Origin of the sequence: Streptomyces sp. NPDC097617, from assembly GCF_044761485.1 — a bacterium.
In the GTDB taxonomy this organism is placed as follows: Bacteria; Actinomycetota; Actinomycetes; order Streptomycetales; family Streptomycetaceae; genus Streptomyces.
This window is the reverse complement of sequence record NZ_JBIWCL010000014.1, coordinates 150621-173835: the sequence shown is the minus strand read 5'-3', so window position 1 is coordinate 173835 and position 23215 is coordinate 150621. Positions and strand designations below refer to the sequence as shown.

Sequence of the window (23215 nt, the reverse complement as noted above, 5' to 3'; positions counted from 1 at the left end):
GGGGGCAAGCGTGAGCGAGATTATCCGCTCCCCCTTCGGGCCGATCGATCCGCGTGAAGGCTTCTTCTCCTACGACGAGGAGCGCGCGACTCACGCGATCAACTTCATTGAAAAGCTGATCGTGCACACAAAGGGCCGCCACGCAGGCGCCCCTTTCATTCTCGATGAGTGGCAGAAGAACGAGATCGTTCGCCCGCTCTTCGGCACGATGATGTTTGACGACCAGTACGAAGAGTACGTTCGTCAGTACCGGATTGCGTGGCTGGAGATGGCGCGCAAGAACGGTAAGAGTGAGCTTCTTTCTGCGTTCGCGCTTCTCGGCCTGGTGGGTGACTTCGAAGAGTCTGCCGAGGTCTATTCCGTCGCAGTTGACCGCGATCAGGCTGGCCTGGTTTACAACACGGCGAAGCGCATGGTCGAGCTGAACCCGATCCTGAACAAGCGGCTCGAAATCATCGACTCGAAGAAGCGGATTATCGACCGCAAGACGAACAGCTTCTATCAGGTTCTTCCTGGTGATGCTGCGGGCGCCCTCGGTACCAACCCGTCGATGGTTCTGTTCGATGAGGTCCTGACGCAGAAGGACCGGCATCTTTGGGACTCGATGCGTCAGGGGTTCGGTACCCGTCGACAGCCCGTCATGATTGCGGCGACAACGGCCGCATATCGCACCGCGGCCTTCGCTCTCGAAGAGCATGAGCACTCTCTTCGTGTTCGCGAGGATCAGAACCTTGATCCCGCCCGTTTCGTGTTCGCGCGGAACGTTCCGGATGACTGGGACTGGAAGAACGAAGGCCGCCCGCCCTCGAAGGACAACCCGAAGGGTACGGGCTGGTACCTGGCGAATCCCGCCCTCGGTTCGTTCCTGAACATCAACAATCTTCGGGCCGAAGCCATGGAGGCGGCGGAGAAGCCGACGGCTCAGAACAGCTTCCGCGTGTTCCGCCTGAATCAGTGGGTGTCGCAGGCCAATCGCTGGTTGGACATGCACCTTTGGGACGAGAACGGTTCGTTGAAGGTGACCCGCGAAGCACTTCGAGAACGCCCCTGTTACGCCGGTATCGACCTGGCGGCGACGGGCGACTTCAACGCATGGGTGCTTCTGTTCCCCGGCAGTCCTACGGACCCGGATGCCGAGGGCTGGACGGTGCTTCCGCACTTCTGGGTGCCTCGGCCGGCTGTCGAGAAGCGGTCGAACATGAAGAGTCACTTCGAGGTGTGGGAGCGCGAAGGCTTCCTTTCGGTGACCGAGGGTCCGACGACCGATTTCAAAGCCATCTTCCGGCATATCGCGAAGGATGCCGAAGAGTTCCGTATTCGGTTCATGGGCTATGACCCGTGGAACGCCACGCAGCTTGTGAACGAGCTTGAGGAGCACGGCCTTTCGGCCGTGAAGGTTCCCCAGTCTGCTGCCCGACTGAACGATCCCTCGAAGGCCATCGAGTCGGCTCTAGCAGGCCGGGAGCTGCACCACGGCGGGCATCCGGTGCTTCGCTGGATGGCGGACAACGTCGAACTAGACGTTACTGGCGATGGCCTGGTGAAGCCCTCTAAGGCGAAGTCTGGCGAAAAGATCGACGGTATCGCGGCTTTGGCCAACGCCTTCTTCCTCACGGCCCTACCGGCCGATGAAGTGGTTCATGTGACCTTCGTGAACTTCAACGAAGAGTACTCGGATTCCGACTTGGAATCGCTTCTTACCCCTGCCAATCGGCAGAGGGACTTCTTCCTAGAGGACGACGATTAGGAGATTCATGGATCGGCCCAACCTGGGCCGCTCCCTCCGGTCGGTCGCTAACTCGCTTGTCCCGAACGTCTTCCAGGTGGGCAGTCTCGGCTTCGTTGCCGTGGCTGCCTACGACGTTGCGCGCCCTCTCGGGCATTTCGCGGTGGCCCTGTGCCTCGGGCTGATCGGTTACGCGGCGGACGGGGGCAAGCGGCTGTGACCCTGTTTACACGCATCGGTGAGATTCGGGCTGCTGTTTCCGGCCTTGCGGCCAGTTGGGAACGCGATGTCGAGGTCTCTAGCGTCCGGACCGCTTCGGGCCGGAAGGTATCTCGCCGGAGCAGCCTTCAAATGGTTGCCGTTTACGCCTGTCAGTCGCTGATCGGCGATGCGGTCGCATCCCTCCCCCTGGATCACTACACGAAGATCGGCGGCCGAAAGGAATCCTTCGACCCGATCCGGTCCCCGCGCTGGATTCGCCAGCCGAACCCGTTCCAGACTTCCTATGACTTCTGGCATCGGGTGATCATCAGCCTTCTGACAGACGGCAATGCCTTCATAGCCACGCTGCGGAATGAGCGGGGCGAAGTGGCGGCCCTGTACTGCGTTCATCCGCAGTACGTGACCATTCTCGACGGCCCCCTTGGGGACAACCGCTATGAGGTGTCGGACGGCCAAGGCGCTATTCAGGGCGTCTTTGACCGGACCGAGATCCTGCACATTCCCGCCTTCACCCTGCCGGGGTCGAGCCGTGGACTGTCGCCTGTCGACATGGCCCGAGAGGCCATCGGCCTCGGGCTGACAGCAGAGGAATTCGGATCCCGCTTCTTCGAGCAGGGCACGACGATGGCCGGCGTCATCGAGCACCCCGGGACACCCCGGCCGGACGAGGCCAGGCTTTTGCGCGACATGTTCCGGAAGACGCACGCTGGAGTGAAGAACTCTCACTCGGTCGGCGTGCTTACCGGCGGAGCCCAGTTCAAGCCGATCACGCTATCTCCGGAACAAGCCCAATTCCTGGAAACCCGTCGGTTCCAGAAGGCGGAGATTGCCCTTCTGTATCGCGTACCGGCGTACCTGGTCGACAGCTCGGTTAGCTCGACCTGGGGAACCGGCATTGAAGAACAGAACAAGTTCTTCGTAGACCAGACGCTCATGCCCTGGATCGTGCGGATCGAGCAGGCCGTTTCAACGTTCCTCCTGCCTGGCCTTCAGTACATCCGCTTCAACGTGGATGCCCGACTTAGAGCCAAGACGAAGGACCGGTACGAGTCGTATCAGACGGCGCTGAACAACGGCTTCTTGAACGCGGATGAGATCCGCGCAATGGAAGATCTTGCGCCGCTCCCGAAGAAACTCGGCCAGCGCTACTACCGGCCTTTGAACTTGGGCGTCGTCGGTGACGACGAGAAGGAAGCCAAGCAGGCCGAGCCTCCGGCCATGCCGACTCTGCCGGCTGCCCCTGATCCGAGCACGGACCCGAACGCACAAGAGGCCCCGAACGCTACGGATCAGAAGGACCCACAGAATGCAGATGGAACGTAGGTCGGTACCTACCGAATTCGAAGTTCGCTCCGAGGGAAGCACGTTCGGCTTCTATGGCTACGCGCTGAAGTGGGGCGCGCGGTCTCAAAACCTCGGCGGCTTCCGTGAACGAGTCGCCCAGGGCGCCACCTCGGACAGCATCGGCCGGGACGACATTCGCGCACTTTTCAATCATGACCCGAATCTGATCCTCGGCCGGAATCGCAGCGGCACGATGCGGCTTTCCGAGGATTCAGACGGCCTTCACTACGAAGTCGACATGCCCGACACGTCTTACGCCCGGGACCTGGCCACGGCCATGGAACGCGGGGACGTAAGCCAGTCGAGCTTCGGCTTCAAGACCGCCGGGCCCGAGGGCGATTCGTGGGCCGAGGATGACGACGGGTTCCCGCTCCGCACCCTTCAGAAGGTCGCTCTCTTCGACGTCTCGCCGGTGACCTACCCGGCTTACGCCGACTCCACTTCGGGGGTCGGCGCCCGTGCTCTTGAGTTGCTGGCCGAGCGGCGCGGGCTTTCCGTAGCGCGGCTGGATTCGCCGGATGCGATCCGGGCCGCCATTCGGGGCGAGATCGAGATTCCGGCGCTCAGCAGTGAAGCGCGGACTCCTTCCCCCAGGTACGGCCTCCCGACCGATCCGGTCGCGGCCTTGGCGGCCCTGTCGCCTCTTTTTTTGCCTCGATACTAGTATTTGGAGTTCCCAATATGGATTTCGCCATTGCGGCGAAGGCCGCGCTGGAGAAGCGTGCAGGCCTGATCAATGAGCTTCGCTCTGTCGAGGCTGACACGTCTCTTTCCGAGGCCGAGAAGCGGACCCGCGTTGAGCGGATCGACGTGGATGTTCGCGGCCTGGAGGCCGAGGCCCGAGAGGCTGTCGAGCGGGGTGAGCGTGAGGCGGAGGCTCGTTCCCTGGCCGCGCGTGCGGGCGGCCTGGTGGTGCCCGGTACTCCGGAAGCCCGCCAAGGCGAGCGCGACGAGGCGGCGGAGCTGCGCGCGGTCGCGCGTGGCGACATGCCGGGCGTCGACTTCGACATTCGTACCGCGACCAGCGGCACCGCCGCCAACGCGGGCAACACGTTCGCGACGTCGTTTGTCGCCCAGGTCATCGAGGCGATGCGCGTACGAAGCGACTTCTTCTCGAAGGCGCGGACCCTCACCACGGGGTCCGGCGAGACGATCGAGTACCCGGTGAAGAACGGCCGGCCGACCGCCGCCCAGGTCGCGGAGAACGCGGCCTACGGCAAGAGCGACGGCTCCTGGACCAAGACGAACATCGGCGCCTACAAGTACGGCGTGATCGTCGAGGCCACTCAGGAGATTGTCGATGATTCGCAGCTCGACATTCTCGGCATTCTCGCCGAGGACGCGGGCGAGGCGGTCGCCGACAAGGTCATGGCTGACCTTCTGGTGGGCACCGGCGCCGGTAAGCCGTGGGGCTGGATCACCCGCGCTACCGGTGGTGTGAACGCCGCCAACCTGGCGGGCGTCACGACCGACAACCTGATTGACCTTCAGCACTCGATCCTGAGGCCGTACCGCCGGAACGCGGTCTTCATGACCTCGGACCAGGCCGTTCAGGGCCTTCGCAAGCTGAAGGACACCACCGGCAACTACATCTGGCAGCCGGCCCTCACTGCGGGCGCCCCGGACACCATTCTCGGCACTCCGATCATGACCGATCCGAACGTGGTCACGGCGGGCGCGGGCGCGAAGGTCCTGGTCTATGGCGACCCGTCGAAGTACCTGATCCGACAGGCGAAGTCCCTCCGTGTCGTCCGCTCGGACGAGTACGGCTATGACCGTGACGTGGTCGCGTTCAAGGTGACCTGGCGCGGTTCCGGCGACCTCTTCGACCTGGCTTCCGTCAAGGCTCTGACCGTCACCGCGTAAGCGCCATAAGGGGCCGCCCTGCGGGGCGGCCCCTTAGTTATTCCCCACTCCGGAGAGGTCATGAGGGTTCGCATTACCGAGGCTGGTTCGGGACTTCTCGACAACCGGCCCTTTCCCATCATCGGCGAAGAGGTCGAGCTTCCTGCGGGACTCGCTATCTCGCTGATCAATGACAAGCGCGCGGAAGCCGTGGCCGAGCAGGCCACAGAGACGCGCGAGACGGCCGCCGTTGCGGCCCCCGAGAAGCGCGGCCCCGGTAGGCCGCGGAAGACGTAAGGCGGCATCGTGCGGTTTCTGACTGGCAGGGCCGTCACTCTGCGGCACACCTTCCTGGACGACGAGTCCGTGATGGTTGTCCCTGCTGTGTCGGTGACCGTGCGGGACGCCACGGGCGCGACCGTTTACACGGGCGACGCGACCAGCTCGGGGAGCGAGTGGACGGCCAGCCTTCCGGCCTTGCCCGAGGGCGTTTACACGGTGGCATGGGTGGCTGGCGCCACGGCCACGGACCGAACCAGTTTCGAGGTGGTTGGCGGCTTCCTGTTCACCCTTCCCGAAGCCCGCGGATCCGACATGGACCTAGCCGACCCGGCGCGCTTCCCCACAGCTGAACTACGGCACTACCGGGAGGTAGTTGAAGACGAGTTCGAGCGGATCACCGGCCGGAGTTTCGTGCCGCGTACAGCACGCGTCGAGGTCGAGGCGGACGACACCCCGACTCTCTTCCTGGGGCACTTCGACGTGATCGCACTGAAGGCCGTCGACGGCCCCTCGGGGCCCGTGGACGTGACCGGTTGGACCGTGGACCCGTCGGGGTCCCTGCGGGCCCCGTACGAGCTGGCAGACCGGGACCGGTACAAGGTGACCTTCACCTACGGCTTCGCCCAGGCCCCCGAGGACGCCAAGCGTGCGGGTCTGCTGCGGCTTCGCTCGGTCCTGACGGCCGAGCGGTCCGGCATTCCGGACCGGGCCACGGCCTTCGTCGCGGCCGAGGGCGGAAATTTTACGTTGGCGACCCCGGGCAGGAATGGCTACGAGACGGGAATCCCCGAAGTCGACGCGACCCTCAGCCGCTACAAGTACCGCATCTTCTATGACGTGTTGGGGGCTTCGAGGTGAGCACTCAAGCCTTCGCGGTGAAGGCTGCATTGCGGGACATGATCAAGGCACTTCCCGCCCTGGCCGGCTACCAGGTCACCTGGGGCTACCCGATGCGGAACCCCGAACGTCGGTGGGTCTTCGTGGGCGAGGTTCAGTGGCCCGATTCCCAGTGGGTGACCACCCGAAGCCGGGATGAGGTCTTCGAGGTCAGCGTGATTGTGAACTGCCAACTCTCGGCCGGGACGGCCGAGGAGGTCGAGTCAGAGCTTCAGCGCATGGCCGCCGGGATCGAGGACGGCATGAAGGCTGCGCCGACTCTCGGCATTCAGTCCGTCGTCACGTCGGACTTCATCCCTAAGAAGCTCTCTAGCTTCCCGTCGGATCAGGTCTATGAAGGCCAGTTCGAGGCGGTTGTTCGCGTGAAGGCGAGGCTCTAGTGAAGACCGTTGCATATAACGGCCCGTATTCGGCGGTTGATGTTCCCTCGCTGGGAGTTACCGCCGAGAAGGGCGACCCGATCGAGGTTGCCGAGGATGTAGCCCAGGCGCTTCTTCGCCAGGGGTGGCAGGAAGTCAAGGCGAAGAAGGAGACAGCTAAGTAATGCCCACCATTCATGATTCCTACTTCGGTGTTGCGGACGAGAGCACTTACGGTACGGCCGTAGCTCCCGCGAAGTTCTTCGAGTTCACCGACGAAGGCATTGAAGGCAAGTACGAGAGGATCGATTCCGAAGCGATCCGCGCCGGTACCCGCGTCCTTCGCAGCGACCGCTTCGCACCCAATGCGAAGGGAGCCGAAGGTGACGTGAAGCTGGAAGTCCTCTCGGGCGGCTTCGACTTCTGGCTTAAGCACGCGATGGGCGGCCTTGTGTCGGGCGCCCCTGCGGGCGGTTTCATCACGCACACCGCGACCGTGGGCGACCTGAACGGTAAGAGCTTCACGGCTCAGGTTGGCCGCGTCGACAACACCGGCACGAAGGTCCCCTTCACGTACGAAGGTGGAAAGGTCAAGGAATGGGAGCTCTCGAACGCGGTTGACGAGCTTCTGAAGCTCTCTGTCGGCCTGGACTTCGCGAAGGAGACGATCGGGGCAGGCAGCGGCGCGTACGCCCTGGCAACGCCTACCTACGTCGCCAATACGAAGCTCTTCAGCTTCGGCGGTGGCACCGTCACCGTTGGCGGGTCTGCCTTCGAGATCTCCGACTTCTCCCTGAAGGCCACTAACGGCCTGAAGGATGACCGGTACTTCATTCGCGGCGGCAAGAAGAGCGAGCCGCTGGAGTCCGATCTTCGCAAGTACGAATGGAGCCTGAAGGGAGAATTCAGCGGAACCACTCAGATCAACCGTGTCGCGTCGGCCATCGCGAGTGGGGCGGTTGCTGACATCACGGTTCTTTGGGATGGGCCGGACGGTTCTCAGTTCAAGGTGCAGATGCCTCTTTCCCGCTTCGATGAGGGTCCGGTCAATGTCGGCGGCCTCGAAGTGGTGGAACACGACCTGTCCGGTCTCGCCTTGACCGATGGGGTGGCTTCCGCAGTGACCATTACTTACAAGGCCCTTCAGTAAGGGCCCCTTTTTTTGCCCTGAACCTAGTATTTGGAATCTGTTATTTGGGATGGCTGGGCTGTGCCCACTGAAGGCATTTACGGGAATGTCGAGGGCCTGGCCCAGTTCACCCGCGCTCTCGCGCGTGCTGGTGAGTCCGGCGTTCGCGAGGAAGTTAAGCAGGCGAACTTTGATGTCGCCGACAAGCTGATGCGTGCGGCCAAATCGAAGGCCGCCGGGCTTACCCGCCAACAGCGATCCGCAGCCGAATCCCTTCGAGCTACGAAGACGCAAAACTATTCGGCTGTCCGAATGGGAAGCGCGCGCAAGCCGTATGCCCTCGGCGCCGAGTTCGGCGCAAAGAGGCTCACCCGGAAGGGCAATGTCGCCCGAGGTTTCCGCCCATGGCGAGGAAACGCATTCGATGGCTGGGACGGCGGCCCCGGGTATTTCCTTCACCCCTCCATTCGGGAGAAGGGCCCCCAGCTCATCCAAGAGTACATGGACAAAATCGACCGCCTAATGTCGGAGGCATTTCCCGAATGAGCAACTCTACCGAAACCATTTCCCTTCGCGTTGATCCCGACGTTCTGACGATCGGTGATCTCGAAGACTTCGAAGAGGTCGTGGGTGCCGCGATCTATGACGTTCTTTCCCCTCGACCGGTGATCGGGCCGGACGGAAAGAAGGTTCTGGACGAGAAGGGCCGGCCCGAACTCGAAACCAAGATACCCACGAAGGCCCTGAAGGCTCTCATCTGGATCACTCAGCGATCCGAAAAGCCTGGCTTCTCCCTGGAAGACGCGCGCAACGTGCGCGTATCCGCCCTCGAACTGGTCGGTTCCCAGGATGGCCCGGGAAACGACGAAAAGCAGAACGCCTAAGGGATCGAGCCGCGTTCTGTCGTTTTTATCGAATGACTCCCCGCGAAGTCCGAAGCATGACGGCGGCCGAGTACCGCGCCTTCTGCGACTACATGAACGAATTCAATACTGCTAGCCGGGAGTCTTACTGATGGGCGATTCGAGAACGCTCCGCGTCGTCATCACAGGTAACGCGTCCTCGGCGGAACAGGCAATTGACGGACTCGCCGACGCTTCCCAGGATGCGGGCGGCCAGCTCGACGCCATGGGCGGAAAGATGGGGCGCTTTAAGGGCGCCATGGCCGGTATGGGGGCGGCCGTCCTGGCCGCCCTTCCCCTGGCCGGTCTTCTGGCATTCTCCAAGGGCCTGGACGAGATCCACAACCGATCCAAGCTGGCCGCTTCCATGGGCCTGACTGGCAAGGATGCGGCCCAGGCCGGAAAGCTGGCAGGTGACCTTTACGTAGGTGGCTTCGGCGAGTCGACAGCCGAAACCGGCGAGATTGTTCGTCGCGTCTCGCAAGACCTGAACATGGGCGTCAATTCCGTTGACTTCAAGCCTATTGCGGCCAAGGTCGCGACTATCTCTGAGGTGATGGATCAGGAGATAGGCGGTACGACTAAGGCCGTCTCGAACCTGATGCGTAACGGCCTCGCTAAGAGTGCTGATGAAGCGCTCGATGTGGTCGCCGCGGGTTTCACAGCCGGTGTCGACAAGGGCGAAGACTTCCTTGACACCCTGAACGAGTATGGCGCCCCCCTGCATCGCCTCGGTCTCGACGGACCGAAGGCCGTAGGTCTTCTTTCCCAGGGCCTGAGGGCCGGCGCGAGAGATGCGGATTTCGTCGCCGATGCGTTGAAGGAATTCAGCATCCGCGCTATTGACGGCTCGACTGTTGCAGCGGCGGGCTACAAGGAACTCGGCCTTAACGCCGAGGAGATGACCGCGAAGATTGCCAAGGGTGGCACCGACGCGGAACAGGGTCTCGGGCTTGTGCTTGAGAAACTGCGGAACGTCGAGGATCCGGTAAAGCGCAATGCTGCTGCTGTCGCGCTATTCGGAACGAAGGCCGAGGATCTCGGAGATTCGCTCTTCGCCCTGAATACGACCACGGCCGTGCAGTCCCTCGGCAACGTCAAGGGCGCGGCCCAGCAGATGGCCGACACCATGCACAATAATGCGGCGGCGAAAGTCGACGGGTTTAAACGGAAGCTCGAAATGGGCTTCACGAAAGCTGCCGCTTCTGCGATTACCTCGTTCGAGGGCCTCGGCCAGAGGCTCGCCTCAGCCTTTCAGGCGGTCGGAACCGCGATCAGCCCGTTCGTGCAGGGCCTGCAAATTGTCGGCCAGAAAATCCGGACGAGCTTCGAAACCGGGGCGGTGCGGGCGGCACTCGACCAGCTCACCGCGAAGCTCGCGGGGATTTGGGCGATCGTCGGGCCTTCCCTTCAGCAGTTCGTCTTGTTCTTCCGGACGAATCTGATGCCGGTCTTCCAAGAACTGTGGCTGAAAGCGCAGCCCGTTCTGGTTCAGCTCTGGCAGACCTTTATGACGTATCTCGACTTTATCAAGGTCGCGATCCAGGGCTTTGTCGTCGTGGTGCAATTCCTTTGGCAGACTTTCGGCGCCACAATCCTCCAATATGTTCGGGGTGCCTGGTCCGCCATTTGGCAGGTCATTTCTGGCGTCCTGTCTGTCATCCAGGGTCTTTACAACGTCTTCATCGGCATTTTCACCGGAAATTGGTCGAGAGCCTGGACCGGCGTGAAGCAGATCTTTTCCGGTGTTTGGAATGTGATTTCCGGACTTTTCAGCGCCGTCATGAATACGCTGAAGGTCGTCCTGAAGCTGGCCCTCGACGCCCTCACGGGACTTTGGCGTTTCCAGTGGAATTTGATCAAATCCGTTTTCAGCTCCATCGTGAGTGGAATCGTCGGATTCTTCTCCGGAGCCATGGGAAATCTTCGCTCCGCAGCTTCATCTGCGGTGAATTCGGTGAAGACTTTTTTCGTCTCCGGCTTTCAGGCCCTGGCCTCTGCCGTCAGTAGCAGAATCGTTTCTGTCGTAAGCGCGGTCCGCGAGATCCCGGGAAAGGTCTCGGGCGCCCTGTCGGGCCTGGCCGGCACTCTCACGGGCATTGGTCGGAACATCATCCAGGGTCTCGTCAATGGCATCCGTGGAAGCCTCGGCGCGGTCATGAGTGCGGCACGCGCCATCGTGGATCAGATTCCCGGGCCGATTAAGAAGGCCCTGGGAATTCACTCGCCCTCCCGCGTCATGGCGGAGATCGGTAAATGGATTACCGAGGGTCTCATCAAGGGCATGACCAGCGGCTCGAAGAGTGTCGAGGAGACGGCGAAGAAGCTGCATCAGCTCGTCACGAAGGCTTTCAATGCCAAGGAGATGACCAAGGGCGCATCGGACGTTCTGCATGACTACATCTCGCGGCAGAACAAGAGCCTCTTGTTCCTCGCGAAGGCGCGGGAGGATATCCAGGAGCGCATCACCGCGGCTAACGAGAAGCTGGCAAACCTGAAGAAGGCGAAGGCCGACATGGCCTCGTCCGTCGCCGACAAGGCGAGCGGCTTCGGCGCCTTCATGGGTGTTCTCGATGGCGGGCAGTACGGGGACAACTCGGCGAATGCCGTTATCGCCCGGCTGAAGGGCAAACTGAAGGCGATCACCGGCTTCCGGAAGAACCTTCAGACCCTCGCAAAGCGTGGCCTCGGGCCAGGCATCATCAGCGAGATTGCCCAGGCCGGCCCTGAAGAGGGCGGCCACATGGCACAGGCCCTCCTCAATGCGGGCGCGGGTCAGATTACGGAGCTGAACTCGACCTACTCGGCGATAGGCAATCAGTCGAAGAGCCTGGGCAAGATGGTTTCCGGAAACTACTTCGACGCCGGAATCGAAGTGGCTTCGAGCGTGGTCGCGGGCTTGAAGGCCCAGAACAGTCGCCTGGCTGGTGCGATTCAGTCCATGGCGAAGACCATGAAGGACGAACTCGACAAGGCGATGAAGATTATCGGCTCGGGCAAGTACGTCACTTTCATGGGCCGAATCATCGGGGTCGGGGCCGTAAAGGGCGCCTGGGGTCCGGGCCCTGGCTTCAACTGGCCCCGGGATTACTTCGGCGTGGGCCGCCCCACCCCCACGGGGAGCCTCGCTAACAGGTCTATATCCAATGCAAGGCCGCAGGGCGCCCCAACCGTCCATGTGACGGTTCAGGGCAACGTGACAGCCGAGAAGGCTCTAGCCCGGTCCATTGCCACCACCATTCGAGACGAAATCGTTCGCAGCGGAAAGCGCAACGGGGGAAGGACGGGTTTCTAAGCGTGGCGACGATTCCCAGGGTCACCGTCGAGGTGGCCTTTGATGGTGGCCCCTTCTCTTCGTCCTATTCGTGGACGGACATCAGCGAATACGTGAAGGGGCTCCAGGTCAAACGCGGGCGCAACACTGAACTCGACCGCATCGAGGCTGGAACCCTTTCGCTGTTGCTCGACAACTCGGACGGGCGTTTCACGCCCGGCAAGCAGAAGGCGGGAAGGAACCTCCTTACCGTTTTCTCCGGCCTTTACACGTTCGATCTGACGGGCCGAAACAACAACACAGTCATGTCTCAAATCGGCCTCGGCGCGGTTGACGACGATGGACAGCGAAGGGTCATGTCCCGGACCGTTTACACGAACGGTAGGCCCGTGTCCTGCTATTTCGCGGTCAAGTGGTTGGACGCGGGCGGGGTGACGCTTCGGTTCCTCGCCGGTACGCGCTTCGTCGCTGACGCCTCTCCGGCCGTTTACACGCACGAAGAGACGCCTCCGGCCGGCACGGCTACGGCCGTGCTCTACATCTACGCGGACACCTACCCCGAGGGGCAGGGAGCCGGGCCGCTCATCGCGTCGGCGGAGAAGGCGGAGTGGTACAAGGCACAGCCGTACTACCCGAACGTTGTTCCCCGTCGCCGGGTGCGCGTGCGTACCTCGAACTTGTCGCCGAAGGACATCAGCACGGGCGGCGACATCAGCCGTACGTCGGCCTTCTTCTCGACCTCGCACAGCCCCGGCACCTCCAACGCGTGGGTACCGGTGGCGAAGAGCGGTGCCGGTGCCGTCTGTGTCACGACAGGCACCAATGGGACGGCGGACTACGCCAGTGGCGTTCGCTGCGGCTACGTCTCCGGCGGGTCGTCCGTCGGCCTGGCCCGCGTGAACGCGGGCAGCACCTACACGGCGTCAGGGTCCGTCCGCCTGGCAGGCACCTCCCGAGACGTGAATCTGATCAGTACCTTCCGCTGGTACGACGCCGACGGCGGGTTCATCCAGCAGAGCGGCAACAGTGCGCCCCTGGCCCTGATGGGGGCCAGGGGGAACCTGACTCTCAACCCCGGGTTGGAGGCCGGCCTAGGTGACACGCAGCTCTACGGCTCAGCATCCAACCTGGCCCGCTTGCGGGTCACTTCGGACTTCTTCGCGGGTGGGGCGTGCGTCGAGCACACGCACATCACCGACGGCGGGTCGGCCGGCACGACTTGGAGCATCGAGCCTGCCGCGCCGGGACAGACGGTGTCGTTCGGCGTGTGGGTGAAGATTCCCGCTTCGGGAATCACCGGGGGTCAGATCGCTTGGCGAAGTGGCACCACAACGCTGAAGGTCAACCCCATCAGCGCGCTCCCCGCGCCGAATACCTGGGTTCGTCTTACTGGTTCCTACACCGCCGCCGCCGGCCAGGCCATCGACCGGGTTGGTGTGTCCTTCGTCGGGGCCAACGGAACGAAGTGGTACGCGGACGCCTGTCACGCGGTCATCGGCGATGTGGTGCCCGACTACAGGGATGGCTCTTCGAGCGGGTGGCGCTGGACTGGCGCAACGAGCGCGTCGGCTTCGGGCCCTGCGGTGGACGACAGTCTTGCGGGCGCCTGGGAAGCCCTCCCGCCCCTTACGGCTGTAGCACCCGCTACAGCCGTGTGGGCTGGCCTCTCGGTGGGGTCGCAGGGCGGCGACTCCGGTGCCGCGTTCTATCTCGATGAGATTCAGATCGAAGCGGGCAACACTCTGGCGGAGTGGAACCCCGGAGGCTCGATCTTCCACGGGTACATAGAGAAATGGCCGGTTATCTCCGAGGGTCTTACCGCCTCTGTGGAAGTTTCGGCCGTTGACGGATTCTCCGTGTTGTCGAATACCGATATCCGGGCCGCGATGCAGTCTCAGATTCTCACCACGAACCCTCTCGGGTATTGGACCCTGGGCGATCCCGTTGGTTCGACCAGGCTGGAGAATCTGGCCAATGACCTCCAACCTGCGAAGCTGGTTGCGTCGAAGTATGGCGCGGGCACTCCGCTGCTTGGCGCTGATTCCCTGGTTCGGAGGGATTCAACGACGTGCTACAGCCTGGCGAACGTGGCCAGCGATCAGGGCACGGTCGTTGATATCTGCGACAGCGGGTCGAGGATCTATCCTCTCGGCGACGAACTGTCGGTCGCCTTCTGGTGCCATCCGGTCTACCCGTCGTCAGGACTCATGACGACGATGTTTCGGTCATGGGCGGATAACAGTTCTGACGGGTTGAAGGTCCAACTGAATTCGTCCGGCAAGGTCGTTGCGAGCATGCGCTTCGCGGAAGGCGTCTCCTCTGCCACGTCGAACGCCTCTGTGTCGTCCTCGGGCCCGACGTTCGTCGTCGTCACCGTGAAGGACGGCTATACGTCGATCTGGCTTAACGGTGCGCTCGATATAAAGAGCACTCTCGGATCAGTCATGGATGCCGGTGTGCGCGACATGCGTTGGGCGTCCCTCGCGGGCGCCCAGTCCGGCAGCATCTATGCGGAGTATGCGAACGGCCGTTACGGGCATCTGGCGCTGTGGAACAGGCAGTTGTCGACAAGTGAGGTTTCCGCGTTCTGGAAGATCGGCGACTATAACGGTGCCGTCTTCGTCGAGGACGAGAAGGCCCGCATCGATCGAATCGCCACCATGGCGAACTATCAGGGCGACACGTCCTATGACGCGGCCAAGAGTTCTCTTCAGGGGCCCGACTGGTCTACGGGCGCAAGCGCGCTCGAAGAGCTTCAGAGAGCCGCGGAGGACGCTTCTGGGTACATCTTCATGGATGGTGATGGTCGGCTCACCTACCACAGCCGCGATAGGCGCCAAGGTGCCGTTGTGCGGTACGTGTTGAGTGACAGCCTCGGACTCCCGTATGAGCCTGGCTTGCAGTTCGAGATGGACGAAGACCGCATCATTAATGAGGTCACGTACAAGCGGACCAACGGCATCGAAGGTGTCCTGAAGGATCAGGCCTCGATCGACGCGTACGGGCGCAAGTCCAAGAGTATCGAGCTGCGGGTGACGAAGGACAGCGCTGTCCAGGACGCGGCTTACACCCTCTTGGGCCACTACTCGGCGCCCGTGGTGCGGTGCGACTCGGTGACGCTTAAGGCGACGGCCGCGCCGGGCCTGTTCCTTCCGGTCCTGGGTGTCGAGATCGGCGATCGGATCACGCTGTCTGATCTGCCTTCGCAGGCCCCGGATTCCAGTCTCGACTACTACGTCGAGGCTGTGGCAACCGATGTTTCCGTGGACGGCGGAACGCTGGATTGGGTCACGACGCTTTCCCTATCTCCGGCCGAGAACTCGGATGTCTGGGTTCTCGAAGACGCCACGCTGGGCCGACTCGACCGAACCTCGGTACTGGCCTACTAACGACGACACCTGAGGGCGCCCCAGCGGGGCGCCCTTTTGGTGTGCCTACCCCTTTGGAGAGATGGCCGGTATGGGTGCGGTTCCCGCTACTCAAAGCTTTCTTGCGGGCGAGAAGGTCACGGCGTCAAAGCTGACGGCCGCGACGAAGACCCCGCTCGACTTCCTCATGAACCCCCCGCGATGCGGTGTCTTTGCCGCAACCGGTATCCCTTGCGCAAACGGCACTTCGACACTGATCACTTTCGATTCCGAAAGCTGGGATACCGATGCGATGCACTCGACCGCCACGGACACCAGCCGAATCACTATCAACACGTCGGGCCAGTACCTCGTAACTTTCTATGGGCGGTTCCCCTCGAACGCCACTGGCTATCGACAGCTGAACTTTCGGAAAAACTCGAACGGGAATCCGTCCGGAGGTAGCACCATGAGCACAATTGCTCTTGCTGCCGTGAACGGCTCCCAGACATTCGTCACTCGTACCTTCGAACTCAATTGCATGTCAGGCGAGTATTTCGAGCTATTCGCCACCCAGAACAGTGGAGTGTCATTGACGCTCGACCCTGGCCAGCGCGTTACGGGGATGGAATTCCGCTGGCTTGGCAACTGATCACGTAAGGAAACATCCGTGGACCTCGTCGGCATTGCCGGATGGGTCTTCGGCGCTCTTGCAGCAGTCGGCGCCCTCGGCGCCGCATACGTGCGAGTCCGCTCCTCGGTCGACAACGCAACGGCCGAGATTTGGAAGGGCGAAGCCGAAGCCCAGAAGGCCCGAGCCGATCGGCTCGAAGCGCAACTCGAAGAACTTAGCGGCCGTGTCGCGCGTCTGGAAGCCGAGAACCGGCACCTTTCCGAGCTTGTCACTGGACAGGCCGCTATCGCAGACCTGAAGGCCATCGTCACGGCCCAGCATCAGGAACTTGTTTCTCTCATTCGAACCGCCCCGGTGGCGGAGTAAGGACACCCGCAATGGAATTCGTTCAGGCAAAGTGGTTCGGCCCCGGCCGTACCGTCCCCATCCGTGTGGTCGTCATTCACGACATGGAGGCCCCCGAGGGCCCGAACACCGCCGAGAACGTCGCTCACTGGTTCTCGACCATGGACGCGTCGAGTAAGGCGAGCGCACACGTTTGCGTGGACAACAACAGTGCAGTGCGATGCGTCGCCGACGGCGACCGCGCATGGCACGCGCCCGGCGCCAATAGCGACGGCCTCGGCATCGAGCTGGCCGGGTACGCGCGGCAGACCCGCGCCGAGTGGCTCGACCAGTACTCGAAGGGCGTCCTCGAACAGGCCGCTCAGGTCGTGGCCGGCTGGTGCCAGAAGCACGGCATTCCGGCGGTCAAGCTCACCACGGATGAGCTGAAGGCGGGTAAGAAGGGCATCGTCGGTCACCGCGACGTGTCCGCCGCGTACGGCCAGACCGACCACTCCGACCCTGGCCCGAACTTCCCGTGGGACTACTTCCTGTCGCGTGTAAACGCGCTCATGGGCAAGGCCCCGGACCCGGTGCAGCCGAACCCCCGTCCGGCCTTCCCGCAGGGCCTGAAGCCGAACAGCTCGACTCCCTCGGCGAAGCCGCTTCAGCGCGCCCTGAAGGCGGCCGGGTTCATGAACAAGAGCGTCGCCGAGTCCGACAACTACGGCCCGAAGACTCAGGAGAGCGTCGGCCTGTTTCACCGGAAGTTTCCGCGATTCGGCGCCCAGGGCTCGACCTGGGATGTGGCGATCGGCCCGAAGGGCTACGCCTACCTGCTCACCCTCGCCTACGGCAAGTAAGGATCACCATGAAGTCCCTCAAGTCTCAGCCGGCCCGCGTCTACGCCCTGGCCGTCGCCGTCCTCGGCCTGGTCGCCGCGTACGGCATCGAGGTACCGCAACCTCAGCTCCTGGCCGTGGTGGCGGCCGTCCTCGGCCTGGTTGGCGGTGAGGTCGTTCAGCGCGTCGAGGACGCGAAGACCCGTGACGCACTCCTGACCCCGTCGCCGCTTCACCGCAACCTCGCTGACCAGTAGCACCACACAACGAACCCCCGCGCCCTCTGGGCGCGGGGGGCTTTCGTCGTTCAGCGGCGCGTTTACACGCCACCGCGGGTTGCCCCAGGGAATCGCGGCGCGCTAGTGGGGGATGCCCTCAATGATGTCGCGGGCGCCCTGGCGCAGCAGCTCGGCGCAGACACGGCTACCCAACACGGCGGGGTCGTTCCTGCTCTCACCCCAGTCGTGGGCGTTGACGAACTTGGAGCCGTCCCGAGAGAACACCATTCCCCTGAGGCTGAGTTGTCCGTCGGGTTCGGTGACGCAGTATCCGGCGATCGGACTGTTGCAGTGGCCCCGCAGGCCATGCAGCATCACGCGCTCAGCCGTGATCTCAGTCATCGTCTTTTCGTGGTTGAGCTGCTGGAGCAGGTAGGCAACGGCGTCGTCATCCTTGCGGCATTCGAGGCCGAGGGCGCCCGCGCCGACAGCGGGAAGCATCTCGTCCACCGTGAAGACCTGGCGCGCGCGGTCCACGATGCCGAGTCGTTCGAGTCCGGACATGGCGAGAATCATCGCGTCAAGCTTGTGGTCCATCGGCTTCTTACCGTCGAGCTTGTCGACGCGGGTACCGACCAGGCCGCGAACCCGCACGACATTGAGGTCCGGGCGAACGCGGCCGATCTGCGCCTTGCGGCGCACGGCCGAGGTGGCGACAGACGCGCCTGCGGGTAGATCGTCAAGGGTCTGCATGTCGGAACCCTCGGGGAACAGTAGGACGTCGCGGACGTCGTCACGGGGAAGGTACGCGGCGAAGATCAGGCCCCTGGGCATGGGTACGTCGCCGGGCACGTCCTTGATGCAGTGAACGGCCATGTCGACCTGTCCGCGCTGCAACATGGTGTCGATCTCGCGGACGAACAGGCCCTTCCCGCCGAGTTGGGCCAAGTCACCTTGCCAAAGGTCGGCCTCGGTCGTGACGGGCACGACTTCGATGTTCAGCTCCGGCTCGATCTTGCGGAGCAGGTCGGAGACAAAATCCACTTGCGCAAGGGCCATCGGGGAGCTGCGCGTCCCGATGCTCAGGGTCCGGGCGGGGAAGTCAGTCATAGCGTCCTCTGCGTTCTGGTTTCGAGGTATGTCGCGGCACCGGGGGTTTGGAGCGGCCCTACGATGCGCCGTGCGACTGTTGGATGTAAGAGGCCGTCGAGTTCGCCGCGTGCAGCCCAACGCCACATGTCCAGTTCGTCAGGCTGCAACGAAAAGGGGCTGTCGGCGTCGAGGACTGGGCCGGCGAACAGGAAGACGACACGGTCGCGGCGGCCTGGACGGGTGGCCTGTAGCCACTCAACGGCGAACAGATCGTATTCGCGGATGTCTATGGCGATGCCGAGTTCTTCGCGGGCCTCCCTGCGGGCGGCGTCGAGGGGGGATTCGCCCTGTTCAACGATCCCGCCGGGGAGATGCCACGGCCCGCCACTTGCGGAGTGGACGATCAGAAGGCGGTCGGTGGGATCGGTGATCAGTACGCCAGCCGTCATTGGGTGCCCGGGTGCGAGGCTGGGAACCGCAGCGATGGGCATTGGTTGACTCCTTGCAGCTCGGATGGGGCCCGCCCTGGGGGCACTCGGCCAAGAGATTTCCCAGGGCGGGGGTTGCTGGGCACGCTCGCGCTACGCCGGGTGGTAGATCGGCACGGGGTTGTTCGGTGAGTCGAGCCAGGCCCTTGCGCCGCTGCTGTCTGCGGTGAGGCCGAAGCGATCGAATCCAGGGCGCCCCTGCTGTTCCCACCACCGGTAGGCGGCTTCAGTCTCGTCCCACAACTGTCGGGGGCCTGACTGGACCACCGCGTATTCGTGCCGATCGGGTTCGTAGTCGGCCGATGCCCACGACTGCGTGTCGGTGCTGTAAGTCCACAGCGTGTATGAGCCGTTGTCGTACCGCTCGGCACGCCAGAATGCCCCTGGTACGTGCAGGCCGATCACGAACTGTTCGAGCCACCCGCCGATCTGGCGCGGTGAGAGTGTGGTCGTGCTCTCGATTCCGTCGGCCGGCCAGGCCCGGCCCTTCATGTACGCATCGAACGGGGGCCGTTCCGTCCTCTGCTGTCGCAGACGCATGAAGGCGCTGGAGCGGGTGAAGTGACCGCTGGCCGTGCCATCACCGTTCACGATCAGCCGGGCAATGGCTTCGCCCCCGTACCCCGTTCCCCAGGGGGCAACGATGACCCCGCCCGCAACGGTCTGCTCGATCCACGCGGGGGGAACCTCCCCGATTGAGCACGTCGCGATGACACGGTCATAGGACGCCCCACCCACGTAGCCCAGCCGGCCGTCTCCCGCGATCACCAGGGGAGACAGGCCCGCGCCCCGCAGGTTCTCGGCCGCACCATGTGCCACGTCGGGGTCGTATTCGATGGTGGCAACGTTTCCGGACCCGAGCCGATGTGAGAGGAGACCCGCGTTCCACCCTGTACCCGTACCGATCTCAAGAACCCGATGGCCGTCCCTCACGTCGAGATCGGCCAACATCGAGAACACCATGCGGGGTTGGGAACTGGAGCTACTCGGGGTCGCGCCGAGGCCGTCATCGAAGTGGTCGCCGTCGTCCCACTGTGTCGTCAGGGGGATGTCGGAGAACACCGCTCGGAACCACGCTTCAGGATCCGCGGTGCGGTCCACCAAAGGGTTCTGCCGGGTGCCGTCCGCGATGCCGGGCCAAATGCGATCGGGCACGAACAGGTCCCTGGGGACTGCCCTGTACGTCGGCAGCCAATCAGAGTGCAGAGCGCCCGCAGTAACGAGCGCGGAGGCGAGCCCCTGGGGGCCCGCCTCTTCTGTGCGTTCGGTCACCTGGCGCCTACTCGCCCGTCGCGGGGCCGGAGCCGTCCGAGGTGTTGCCGCCCTCGTCGGAGCCGCCGCCGCCGTGCCCGGCGCCGCTGCTGCTGTCGTCCTGCTGGCTCCCGCCCTGGCCCGAGCCGGTGCCTCCGCCGTGCTGTCCGCCGCTCATGGCTGTTCTCCTTCGCTAGATGGGTGTGGGGGTGTTTGCTTGCCCGCCCTGGCGGGGGCGGGAGTCTGTTAGGCCGCCCTGACCTTGGCGACGATGGCGGCGACGGCAGCAACCCACGCGAGGAGCGCGAACCACCCGGATAAGCCCATCGGCTCACGATTCCAGTTGCTCACGCTCGACTCACCTTGTCGGGGTCGGCGTGCCACTCACGCCCGCCACGCTCGGGCGACAGGAAAGCCGTGGGAACTCTCCGGCGATGATTCGGGGGGTCGGAGGGGTTTTCCCAGGCGGGATCCAAGTCCCTGAGGATGCCGACGCGTCCGAACTCGTCTTCGACCCGACGGCCGATGTCCTCGGAGGTGACCATTACGGCCGCTCCGGCCGCTTGCATCGGGTGTGCCAGTACCCGACCGTCGGCGGGCCCTCCTTCGGCGCGATCATCCCGCGAAGGGCCAGCTCGTTGTTCGGGAGTGAGCCGCCGCAGGAGGCGCACTCGGGACGGTCCCCGGTGTACGTCACGTAGTCGTACGTGTCGTCAAGCGCAATGCCCTGTTGAGCCTCTCGCGGGGCCATCGGTCACCGTCCCTCGTCGCGTCGTCCTGGTGACGACCTTGGGACGTGAACAGCCCCCAAACAATTGGGTGTTTGGGGGCTGCCTGATGCCAAGTCACATATCTGCTGGTAGATGCACCGCATCGGCGAGAGCGCGGATCTCCGGTGTAAGCCGTCTGCGTCGACGGACCACGGTGCCCATGATGTCGCGGGCGAACCTCTGGTTGGGCAGCCATTCCGGGCTGTTCTGGCGAATCTCAGTCAGCTTCTCGACAGCGCCGGAGAGGTTCCGTAGCTCAACGTGAGCGTGCGCTACGTCCAGCAGGTGACGGTTCCAGTTGTTCGACGTGGGGCGGATGCCCCCGCCCGGTACATCGCGGGCGAGTTCCAACACCTTGTCTGGCTTGGCCTGTACTGATGCGTTCTCGGCCCGCTTTATGGCCACCGTGGTAGGTCCGAAGGTCCTCAGGAAGTCCCCTCCGGGCGCATGCTCCCTGCCGAGTGCAACGGCCGCCGCATGAGCCATCCGAAGGGCGTCCTCGGCGTCGCCGGGCCGCTCATCCCGGACGCTAGCGGCGGACACCCGCAGCAGGGCCCAGCCCCAGGCCGACAGCTCATCGGGGGTCGCCCGAGACAGGCGGGGTTCCAGTGCATCCGACCACTTCACGGCAAGGTCACGGGCGGCGGACAAGCGTCCCTGCCGCAGCAGGAGCCAGCATTGTGTATTGACCGTGGCCGCGCCTTCCAGCTTGTCGGCCGAGTCGTCCAGTGCCCGCGCCAGGGCCACTTCAGCGGCCTCGAATTGCCGTGTCTGGACCATGAGCCACCCGGACAGCTGCAAGAGCCGCACGCGCACCCTCCGGCCCTCTGTGCCCAGCAGCTCGGCTTCACGGAGGAGCGGAGGGAGCATCACGGCCAGGTCCGCGAACTTGTCCCCGGAGAAGAGAGGTTCCGTGTCCCTGATAAGGGCCTTGACGCCCCCCAGGGTTGGCGGCGATTCCTCGGCGCCTAGGGCGGGCGGCGGGCCGAGGATGGCCCCGCGTACGCCCTTCCAGCGGTCCACGGTTCCGCGGTCTGGGTTGCCGGCCTCGGAGTGGTCGCCCTGTAGCTCACTGGTAGTTGACCGCAGGGGGGCCGCCAGTTTGCGCAGCGTCTCAAGGCGGGGCGTGCCGCCCCTCTCCTGCTCTAGGTTCTCGATGGTCCGGAACGACACTCCGGATGCCTTAGCTAGCTCACGTTGCGTGAGGTCGGCCCGTTTCCGGAGTTCCCTCACCCGATCCCCGACAGTGCTCATGTTCGCAGGGTACGCCCGGACGTAAGGCGCGTGGTACGGCCTGAGACGGAGAAGGGGCGCCCCGTGGGGCGCCCCTTTGGCGTGTCCGGCCGAGCGGCTAGGCGGCGAGCTTCGCGCTTACCAATTCCACCAGTTCGTGACGCCCTCGGCGCGAGTAGGCGCCGGGGGCCTGCTCGGCCCATTCGCGAGCTTGCGATTCGCCGCCTTCGAGCATTAGGCGGGCTACGTAAGCGGCGGTGCTCCCGTGGGTGTAGCCGATTTCGCGGGCGGCCGTGTAGTCGATGCCGTTCATCTCTCCCCCTTCACCCGGCCCCGAAGTCGGGACCGTTTCTCGCTGACAAGGAAGACAGTAGCAGCGTTTAAACGAGATTCCAAATACTAGGTTCCGGGAAAGCGAAAGGGCCGGTCTCCCGGCCCCTGCCCTACTCGCTCAGCCCCTTGGCTTGCTCCCATTCGCTCACGTTCCACGCGTCCACTCGCACGACTTGAACCCCGTGACCGGCCTCGAAGTAGGCAGTCCGGACGGCTCGGCCGGCATGGGCCGCCACGTCCCACAGGGTCGGCACTCGAACGGTCATGGTCCACTCACTCACGCCGGGCCAGAGTTGGGCCGTGGCGCCATAGCCGACCAGCGCGCCGGTGACCGTGTCGAGCGCTTCATCCGTCACGGCCAGGTCGAGGCCTTCATGGCGCACGCGGACGATGGCCTGGTATTCCTGCATGGTTTAAACCTTCTCTCTCGCTGACACGGTGAAGGGGGCCGGTCTCCCGGCCCCCCGTCGAGGCTACAGAGCCCCGAACCTCTTTGCTACGGCTTCATTGTTGCGCTGCTTTTTGCTCCCGGTGTTGCGGCTAATCCATTCGGCGGGCTTCAGTGGGTCGGTCGGCCAGCAGAGCCAGCCGTGCTTCCGGCGCTCGATCCTGAAGCCCTGGGCTGCGATTGCCTGCGCCAAGCCTTCTGGAGTCCGCTTTACCTTTGCCATCATGTCGCCCTTTCGCTGTTCTCTCGCTGACA

Annotated in this window: 26 protein-coding genes; 18 read left to right on the top strand and 8 right to left on the bottom strand. The window is 63.7% G+C overall.

The window, feature by feature from the left end; all coding sequences use genetic code 11:
• Positions 1-10 precede the first annotated feature (10 nt).
• From ACIQZO_RS22970 to ACIQZO_RS22885, 18 genes are all read left to right on the top strand, one after another.
• The gene (locus ACIQZO_RS22970) at positions 11-1747 is read left to right on the top strand and encodes a terminase large subunit (protein WP_403628933.1); all 1737 of its coding nucleotides are present in this window, start codon (positions 11-13) and stop codon (positions 1745-1747) included.
• A gap of 7 nt (positions 1748-1754) precedes the next feature.
• Positions 1755-1946 carry a hypothetical protein gene (locus ACIQZO_RS22965; RefSeq protein WP_403629046.1) on the top strand — a complete coding sequence of 64 codons (192 nt, stop codon included), beginning with the start codon at positions 1755-1757 and terminating at the stop codon, positions 1944-1946.
• Entirely contained in the window at positions 1898-3271 is a 1374-nt protein-coding gene (locus ACIQZO_RS22960) for a phage portal protein (RefSeq protein ID WP_403628931.1), read from the top strand. Before ACIQZO_RS22965 ends, ACIQZO_RS22960 begins: the two co-directional genes overlap by 49 nt.
• Positions 3255-3956 (top strand): HK97 family phage prohead protease, encoded by a 702-nt coding sequence (locus ACIQZO_RS22955; protein ID WP_403628928.1) that lies wholly within the window; start codon positions 3255-3257, stop codon positions 3954-3956. The genes ACIQZO_RS22960 and ACIQZO_RS22955 overlap by 17 nt, the downstream gene beginning before the upstream one ends.
• A 17-nt stretch (positions 3957-3973) precedes the next feature.
• Entirely contained in the window at positions 3974-5158 is a 1185-nt protein-coding gene (locus ACIQZO_RS22950) for a phage major capsid protein (protein WP_403628925.1), read from the top strand.
• Between the two features lie 60 nt (positions 5159-5218).
• On the top strand, positions 5219-5434 hold the full coding sequence (locus ACIQZO_RS22945) for a hypothetical protein (RefSeq protein ID WP_403628922.1): 216 nt from the start codon (positions 5219-5221) through the stop codon (positions 5432-5434).
• 9 nt (positions 5435-5443) lie between these two features.
• Positions 5444-6277, top strand: coding sequence for a hypothetical protein (locus ACIQZO_RS22940; RefSeq protein ID WP_403628919.1), 834 nt, complete (start codon positions 5444-5446; stop codon positions 6275-6277).
• Positions 6274-6696 (top strand): hypothetical protein, encoded by a 423-nt coding sequence (locus ACIQZO_RS22935; protein WP_403628916.1) that lies wholly within the window; start codon positions 6274-6276, stop codon positions 6694-6696. Before ACIQZO_RS22940 ends, ACIQZO_RS22935 begins: the two co-directional genes overlap by 4 nt.
• On the top strand, positions 6696-6860 hold the full coding sequence (locus tag ACIQZO_RS22930; protein ID WP_403628913.1) for a hypothetical protein: 165 nt from the start codon (positions 6696-6698) through the stop codon (positions 6858-6860). The genes ACIQZO_RS22935 and ACIQZO_RS22930 overlap by 1 nt, the downstream gene beginning before the upstream one ends.
• A complete protein-coding gene (locus ACIQZO_RS22925; RefSeq protein WP_403628910.1) occupies positions 6860-7825 on the top strand; it encodes a phage tail tube protein in 966 nt (321 codons plus the stop codon). The genes ACIQZO_RS22930 and ACIQZO_RS22925 overlap by 1 nt, the downstream gene beginning before the upstream one ends.
• A 60-nt stretch (positions 7826-7885) precedes the next feature.
• Positions 7886-8350 (top strand): hypothetical protein, encoded by a 465-nt coding sequence (locus ACIQZO_RS22920; protein WP_403628907.1) that lies wholly within the window; start codon positions 7886-7888, stop codon positions 8348-8350.
• Entirely contained in the window at positions 8347-8688 is a 342-nt protein-coding gene (locus tag ACIQZO_RS22915; protein WP_403628904.1) for a hypothetical protein, read from the top strand. The genes ACIQZO_RS22920 and ACIQZO_RS22915 overlap by 4 nt, the downstream gene beginning before the upstream one ends.
• Positions 8689-8818: 130 nt before the next feature.
• Positions 8819-12001 (top strand): phage tail tape measure protein, encoded by a 3183-nt coding sequence (locus ACIQZO_RS22910; RefSeq protein WP_403628901.1) that lies wholly within the window; start codon positions 8819-8821, stop codon positions 11999-12001.
• 2 nt (positions 12002-12003) lie between these two features.
• Positions 12004-15369: a LamG-like jellyroll fold domain-containing protein gene (locus ACIQZO_RS22905; RefSeq protein WP_403628898.1), complete on the top strand. Its 3366-nt coding sequence runs from the start codon at positions 12004-12006 to the stop codon at positions 15367-15369.
• 61 nt (positions 15370-15430) lie between these two features.
• Positions 15431-15979, top strand: coding sequence for a hypothetical protein (locus tag ACIQZO_RS22900; RefSeq protein ID WP_403628896.1), 549 nt, complete (start codon positions 15431-15433; stop codon positions 15977-15979).
• 18 nt (positions 15980-15997) lie between these two features.
• Positions 15998-16327: a hypothetical protein gene (locus ACIQZO_RS22895; protein WP_403628893.1), complete on the top strand. Its 330-nt coding sequence runs from the start codon at positions 15998-16000 to the stop codon at positions 16325-16327.
• Between the two features lie 11 nt (positions 16328-16338).
• On the top strand, positions 16339-17148 hold the full coding sequence (locus ACIQZO_RS22890) for an N-acetylmuramoyl-L-alanine amidase (protein WP_403628890.1): 810 nt from the start codon (positions 16339-16341) through the stop codon (positions 17146-17148).
• 8 nt (positions 17149-17156) lie between these two features.
• Positions 17157-17384 (top strand): hypothetical protein, encoded by a 228-nt coding sequence (locus ACIQZO_RS22885; protein WP_403628888.1) that lies wholly within the window; start codon positions 17157-17159, stop codon positions 17382-17384.
• Between the two features lie 102 nt (positions 17385-17486).
• Here ACIQZO_RS22885 and hemC read toward each other — a convergent pair whose 3' ends face one another.
• The 8 genes from hemC to ACIQZO_RS22845 form a co-directional block, all read right to left on the bottom strand.
• The gene (hemC, locus tag ACIQZO_RS22880; RefSeq protein ID WP_403628886.1) at positions 17487-18455 is read right to left on the bottom strand and encodes a hydroxymethylbilane synthase; all 969 of its coding nucleotides are present in this window, start codon (positions 18453-18455) and stop codon (positions 17487-17489) included.
• The gene (locus ACIQZO_RS22875; protein ID WP_403628883.1) at positions 18452-18928 is read right to left on the bottom strand and encodes an NUDIX domain-containing protein; all 477 of its coding nucleotides are present in this window, start codon (positions 18926-18928) and stop codon (positions 18452-18454) included. Before ACIQZO_RS22875 ends, hemC begins: the two co-directional genes overlap by 4 nt.
• Positions 18929-19018: 90 nt before the next feature.
• The gene (locus tag ACIQZO_RS22870) at positions 19019-20080 is read right to left on the bottom strand and encodes a protein-L-isoaspartate(D-aspartate) O-methyltransferase (protein ID WP_403628881.1); all 1062 of its coding nucleotides are present in this window, start codon (positions 20078-20080) and stop codon (positions 19019-19021) included.
• 124 nt (positions 20081-20204) lie between these two features.
• Positions 20205-20354, bottom strand: a complete 150-nt coding sequence (locus ACIQZO_RS22865; RefSeq protein ID WP_403628879.1) for a hypothetical protein — start codon at positions 20352-20354, stop codon at positions 20205-20207.
• Positions 20355-20720: 366 nt separating this feature from the next.
• Entirely contained in the window at positions 20721-20927 is a 207-nt protein-coding gene (locus ACIQZO_RS22860; RefSeq protein ID WP_403628877.1) for a hypothetical protein, read from the bottom strand.
• Positions 20928-21021: 94 nt separating this feature from the next.
• Positions 21022-22200, bottom strand: a complete 1179-nt coding sequence (locus ACIQZO_RS22855; RefSeq protein ID WP_403628875.1) for a helix-turn-helix domain-containing protein — start codon at positions 22198-22200, stop codon at positions 21022-21024.
• A gap of 97 nt (positions 22201-22297) precedes the next feature.
• A complete protein-coding gene (locus tag ACIQZO_RS22850) occupies positions 22298-22492 on the bottom strand; it encodes a hypothetical protein (protein ID WP_403628872.1) in 195 nt (64 codons plus the stop codon).
• Between the two features lie 130 nt (positions 22493-22622).
• Positions 22623-22922, bottom strand: a complete 300-nt coding sequence (locus ACIQZO_RS22845; protein WP_403628870.1) for a hypothetical protein — start codon at positions 22920-22922, stop codon at positions 22623-22625.
• Positions 22923-23215: the final 293 nt, after the last annotated feature.

What these genes read in the sequence shown, in the direction of transcription:
- ACIQZO_RS22965 (WP_403629046.1), top strand. Translation starts at nt 1,755, where the DNA reads ATGGATCGGCCCAACCTGGGCCGCTCCCTCCGGTCGGTCGCTAACTCG.
- ACIQZO_RS22955 (WP_403628928.1), top strand. Translation starts at nt 3,255, where the DNA reads ATGCAGATGGAACGTAGGTCGGTACCTACCGAATTCGAAGTTCGCTCC.
- ACIQZO_RS22950 (WP_403628925.1), top strand. Translation starts at nt 3,974, where the DNA reads ATGGATTTCGCCATTGCGGCGAAGGCCGCGCTGGAGAAGCGTGCAGGC.
- ACIQZO_RS22945 (WP_403628922.1), top strand. Translation starts at nt 5,219, where the DNA reads ATGAGGGTTCGCATTACCGAGGCTGGTTCGGGACTTCTCGACAACCGG.
- ACIQZO_RS22925 (WP_403628910.1), top strand. Translation starts at nt 6,860, where the DNA reads ATGCCCACCATTCATGATTCCTACTTCGGTGTTGCGGACGAGAGCACT.
- ACIQZO_RS22915 (WP_403628904.1), top strand. Translation starts at nt 8,347, where the DNA reads ATGAGCAACTCTACCGAAACCATTTCCCTTCGCGTTGATCCCGACGTT.
- ACIQZO_RS22910 (WP_403628901.1), top strand. Translation starts at nt 8,819, where the DNA reads ATGGGCGATTCGAGAACGCTCCGCGTCGTCATCACAGGTAACGCGTCC.
- ACIQZO_RS22900 (WP_403628896.1), top strand. Translation starts at nt 15,431, where the DNA reads ATGGCCGGTATGGGTGCGGTTCCCGCTACTCAAAGCTTTCTTGCGGGC.
- ACIQZO_RS22890 (WP_403628890.1), top strand. Translation starts at nt 16,339, where the DNA reads ATGGAATTCGTTCAGGCAAAGTGGTTCGGCCCCGGCCGTACCGTCCCC.
- ACIQZO_RS22885 (WP_403628888.1), top strand. Translation starts at nt 17,157, where the DNA reads ATGAAGTCCCTCAAGTCTCAGCCGGCCCGCGTCTACGCCCTGGCCGTC.
- hemC (WP_403628886.1), bottom strand. Translation starts at nt 18,455, where the DNA reads ATGACTGACTTCCCCGCCCGGACCCTGAGCATCGGGACGCGCAGCTCC.
- ACIQZO_RS22875 (WP_403628883.1), bottom strand. Translation starts at nt 18,928, where the DNA reads ATGCCCATCGCTGCGGTTCCCAGCCTCGCACCCGGGCACCCAATGACG.
- ACIQZO_RS22865 (WP_403628879.1), bottom strand. Translation starts at nt 20,354, where the DNA reads ATGAGCGGCGGACAGCACGGCGGAGGCACCGGCTCGGGCCAGGGCGGG.
- ACIQZO_RS22860 (WP_403628877.1), bottom strand. Translation starts at nt 20,927, where the DNA reads ATGGCCCCGCGAGAGGCTCAACAGGGCATTGCGCTTGACGACACGTAC.
- ACIQZO_RS22855 (WP_403628875.1), bottom strand. Translation starts at nt 22,200, where the DNA reads ATGAGCACTGTCGGGGATCGGGTGAGGGAACTCCGGAAACGGGCCGAC.
- ACIQZO_RS22850 (WP_403628872.1), bottom strand. Translation starts at nt 22,492, where the DNA reads ATGAACGGCATCGACTACACGGCCGCCCGCGAAATCGGCTACACCCAC.
- ACIQZO_RS22845 (WP_403628870.1), bottom strand. Translation starts at nt 22,922, where the DNA reads ATGCAGGAATACCAGGCCATCGTCCGCGTGCGCCATGAAGGCCTCGAC.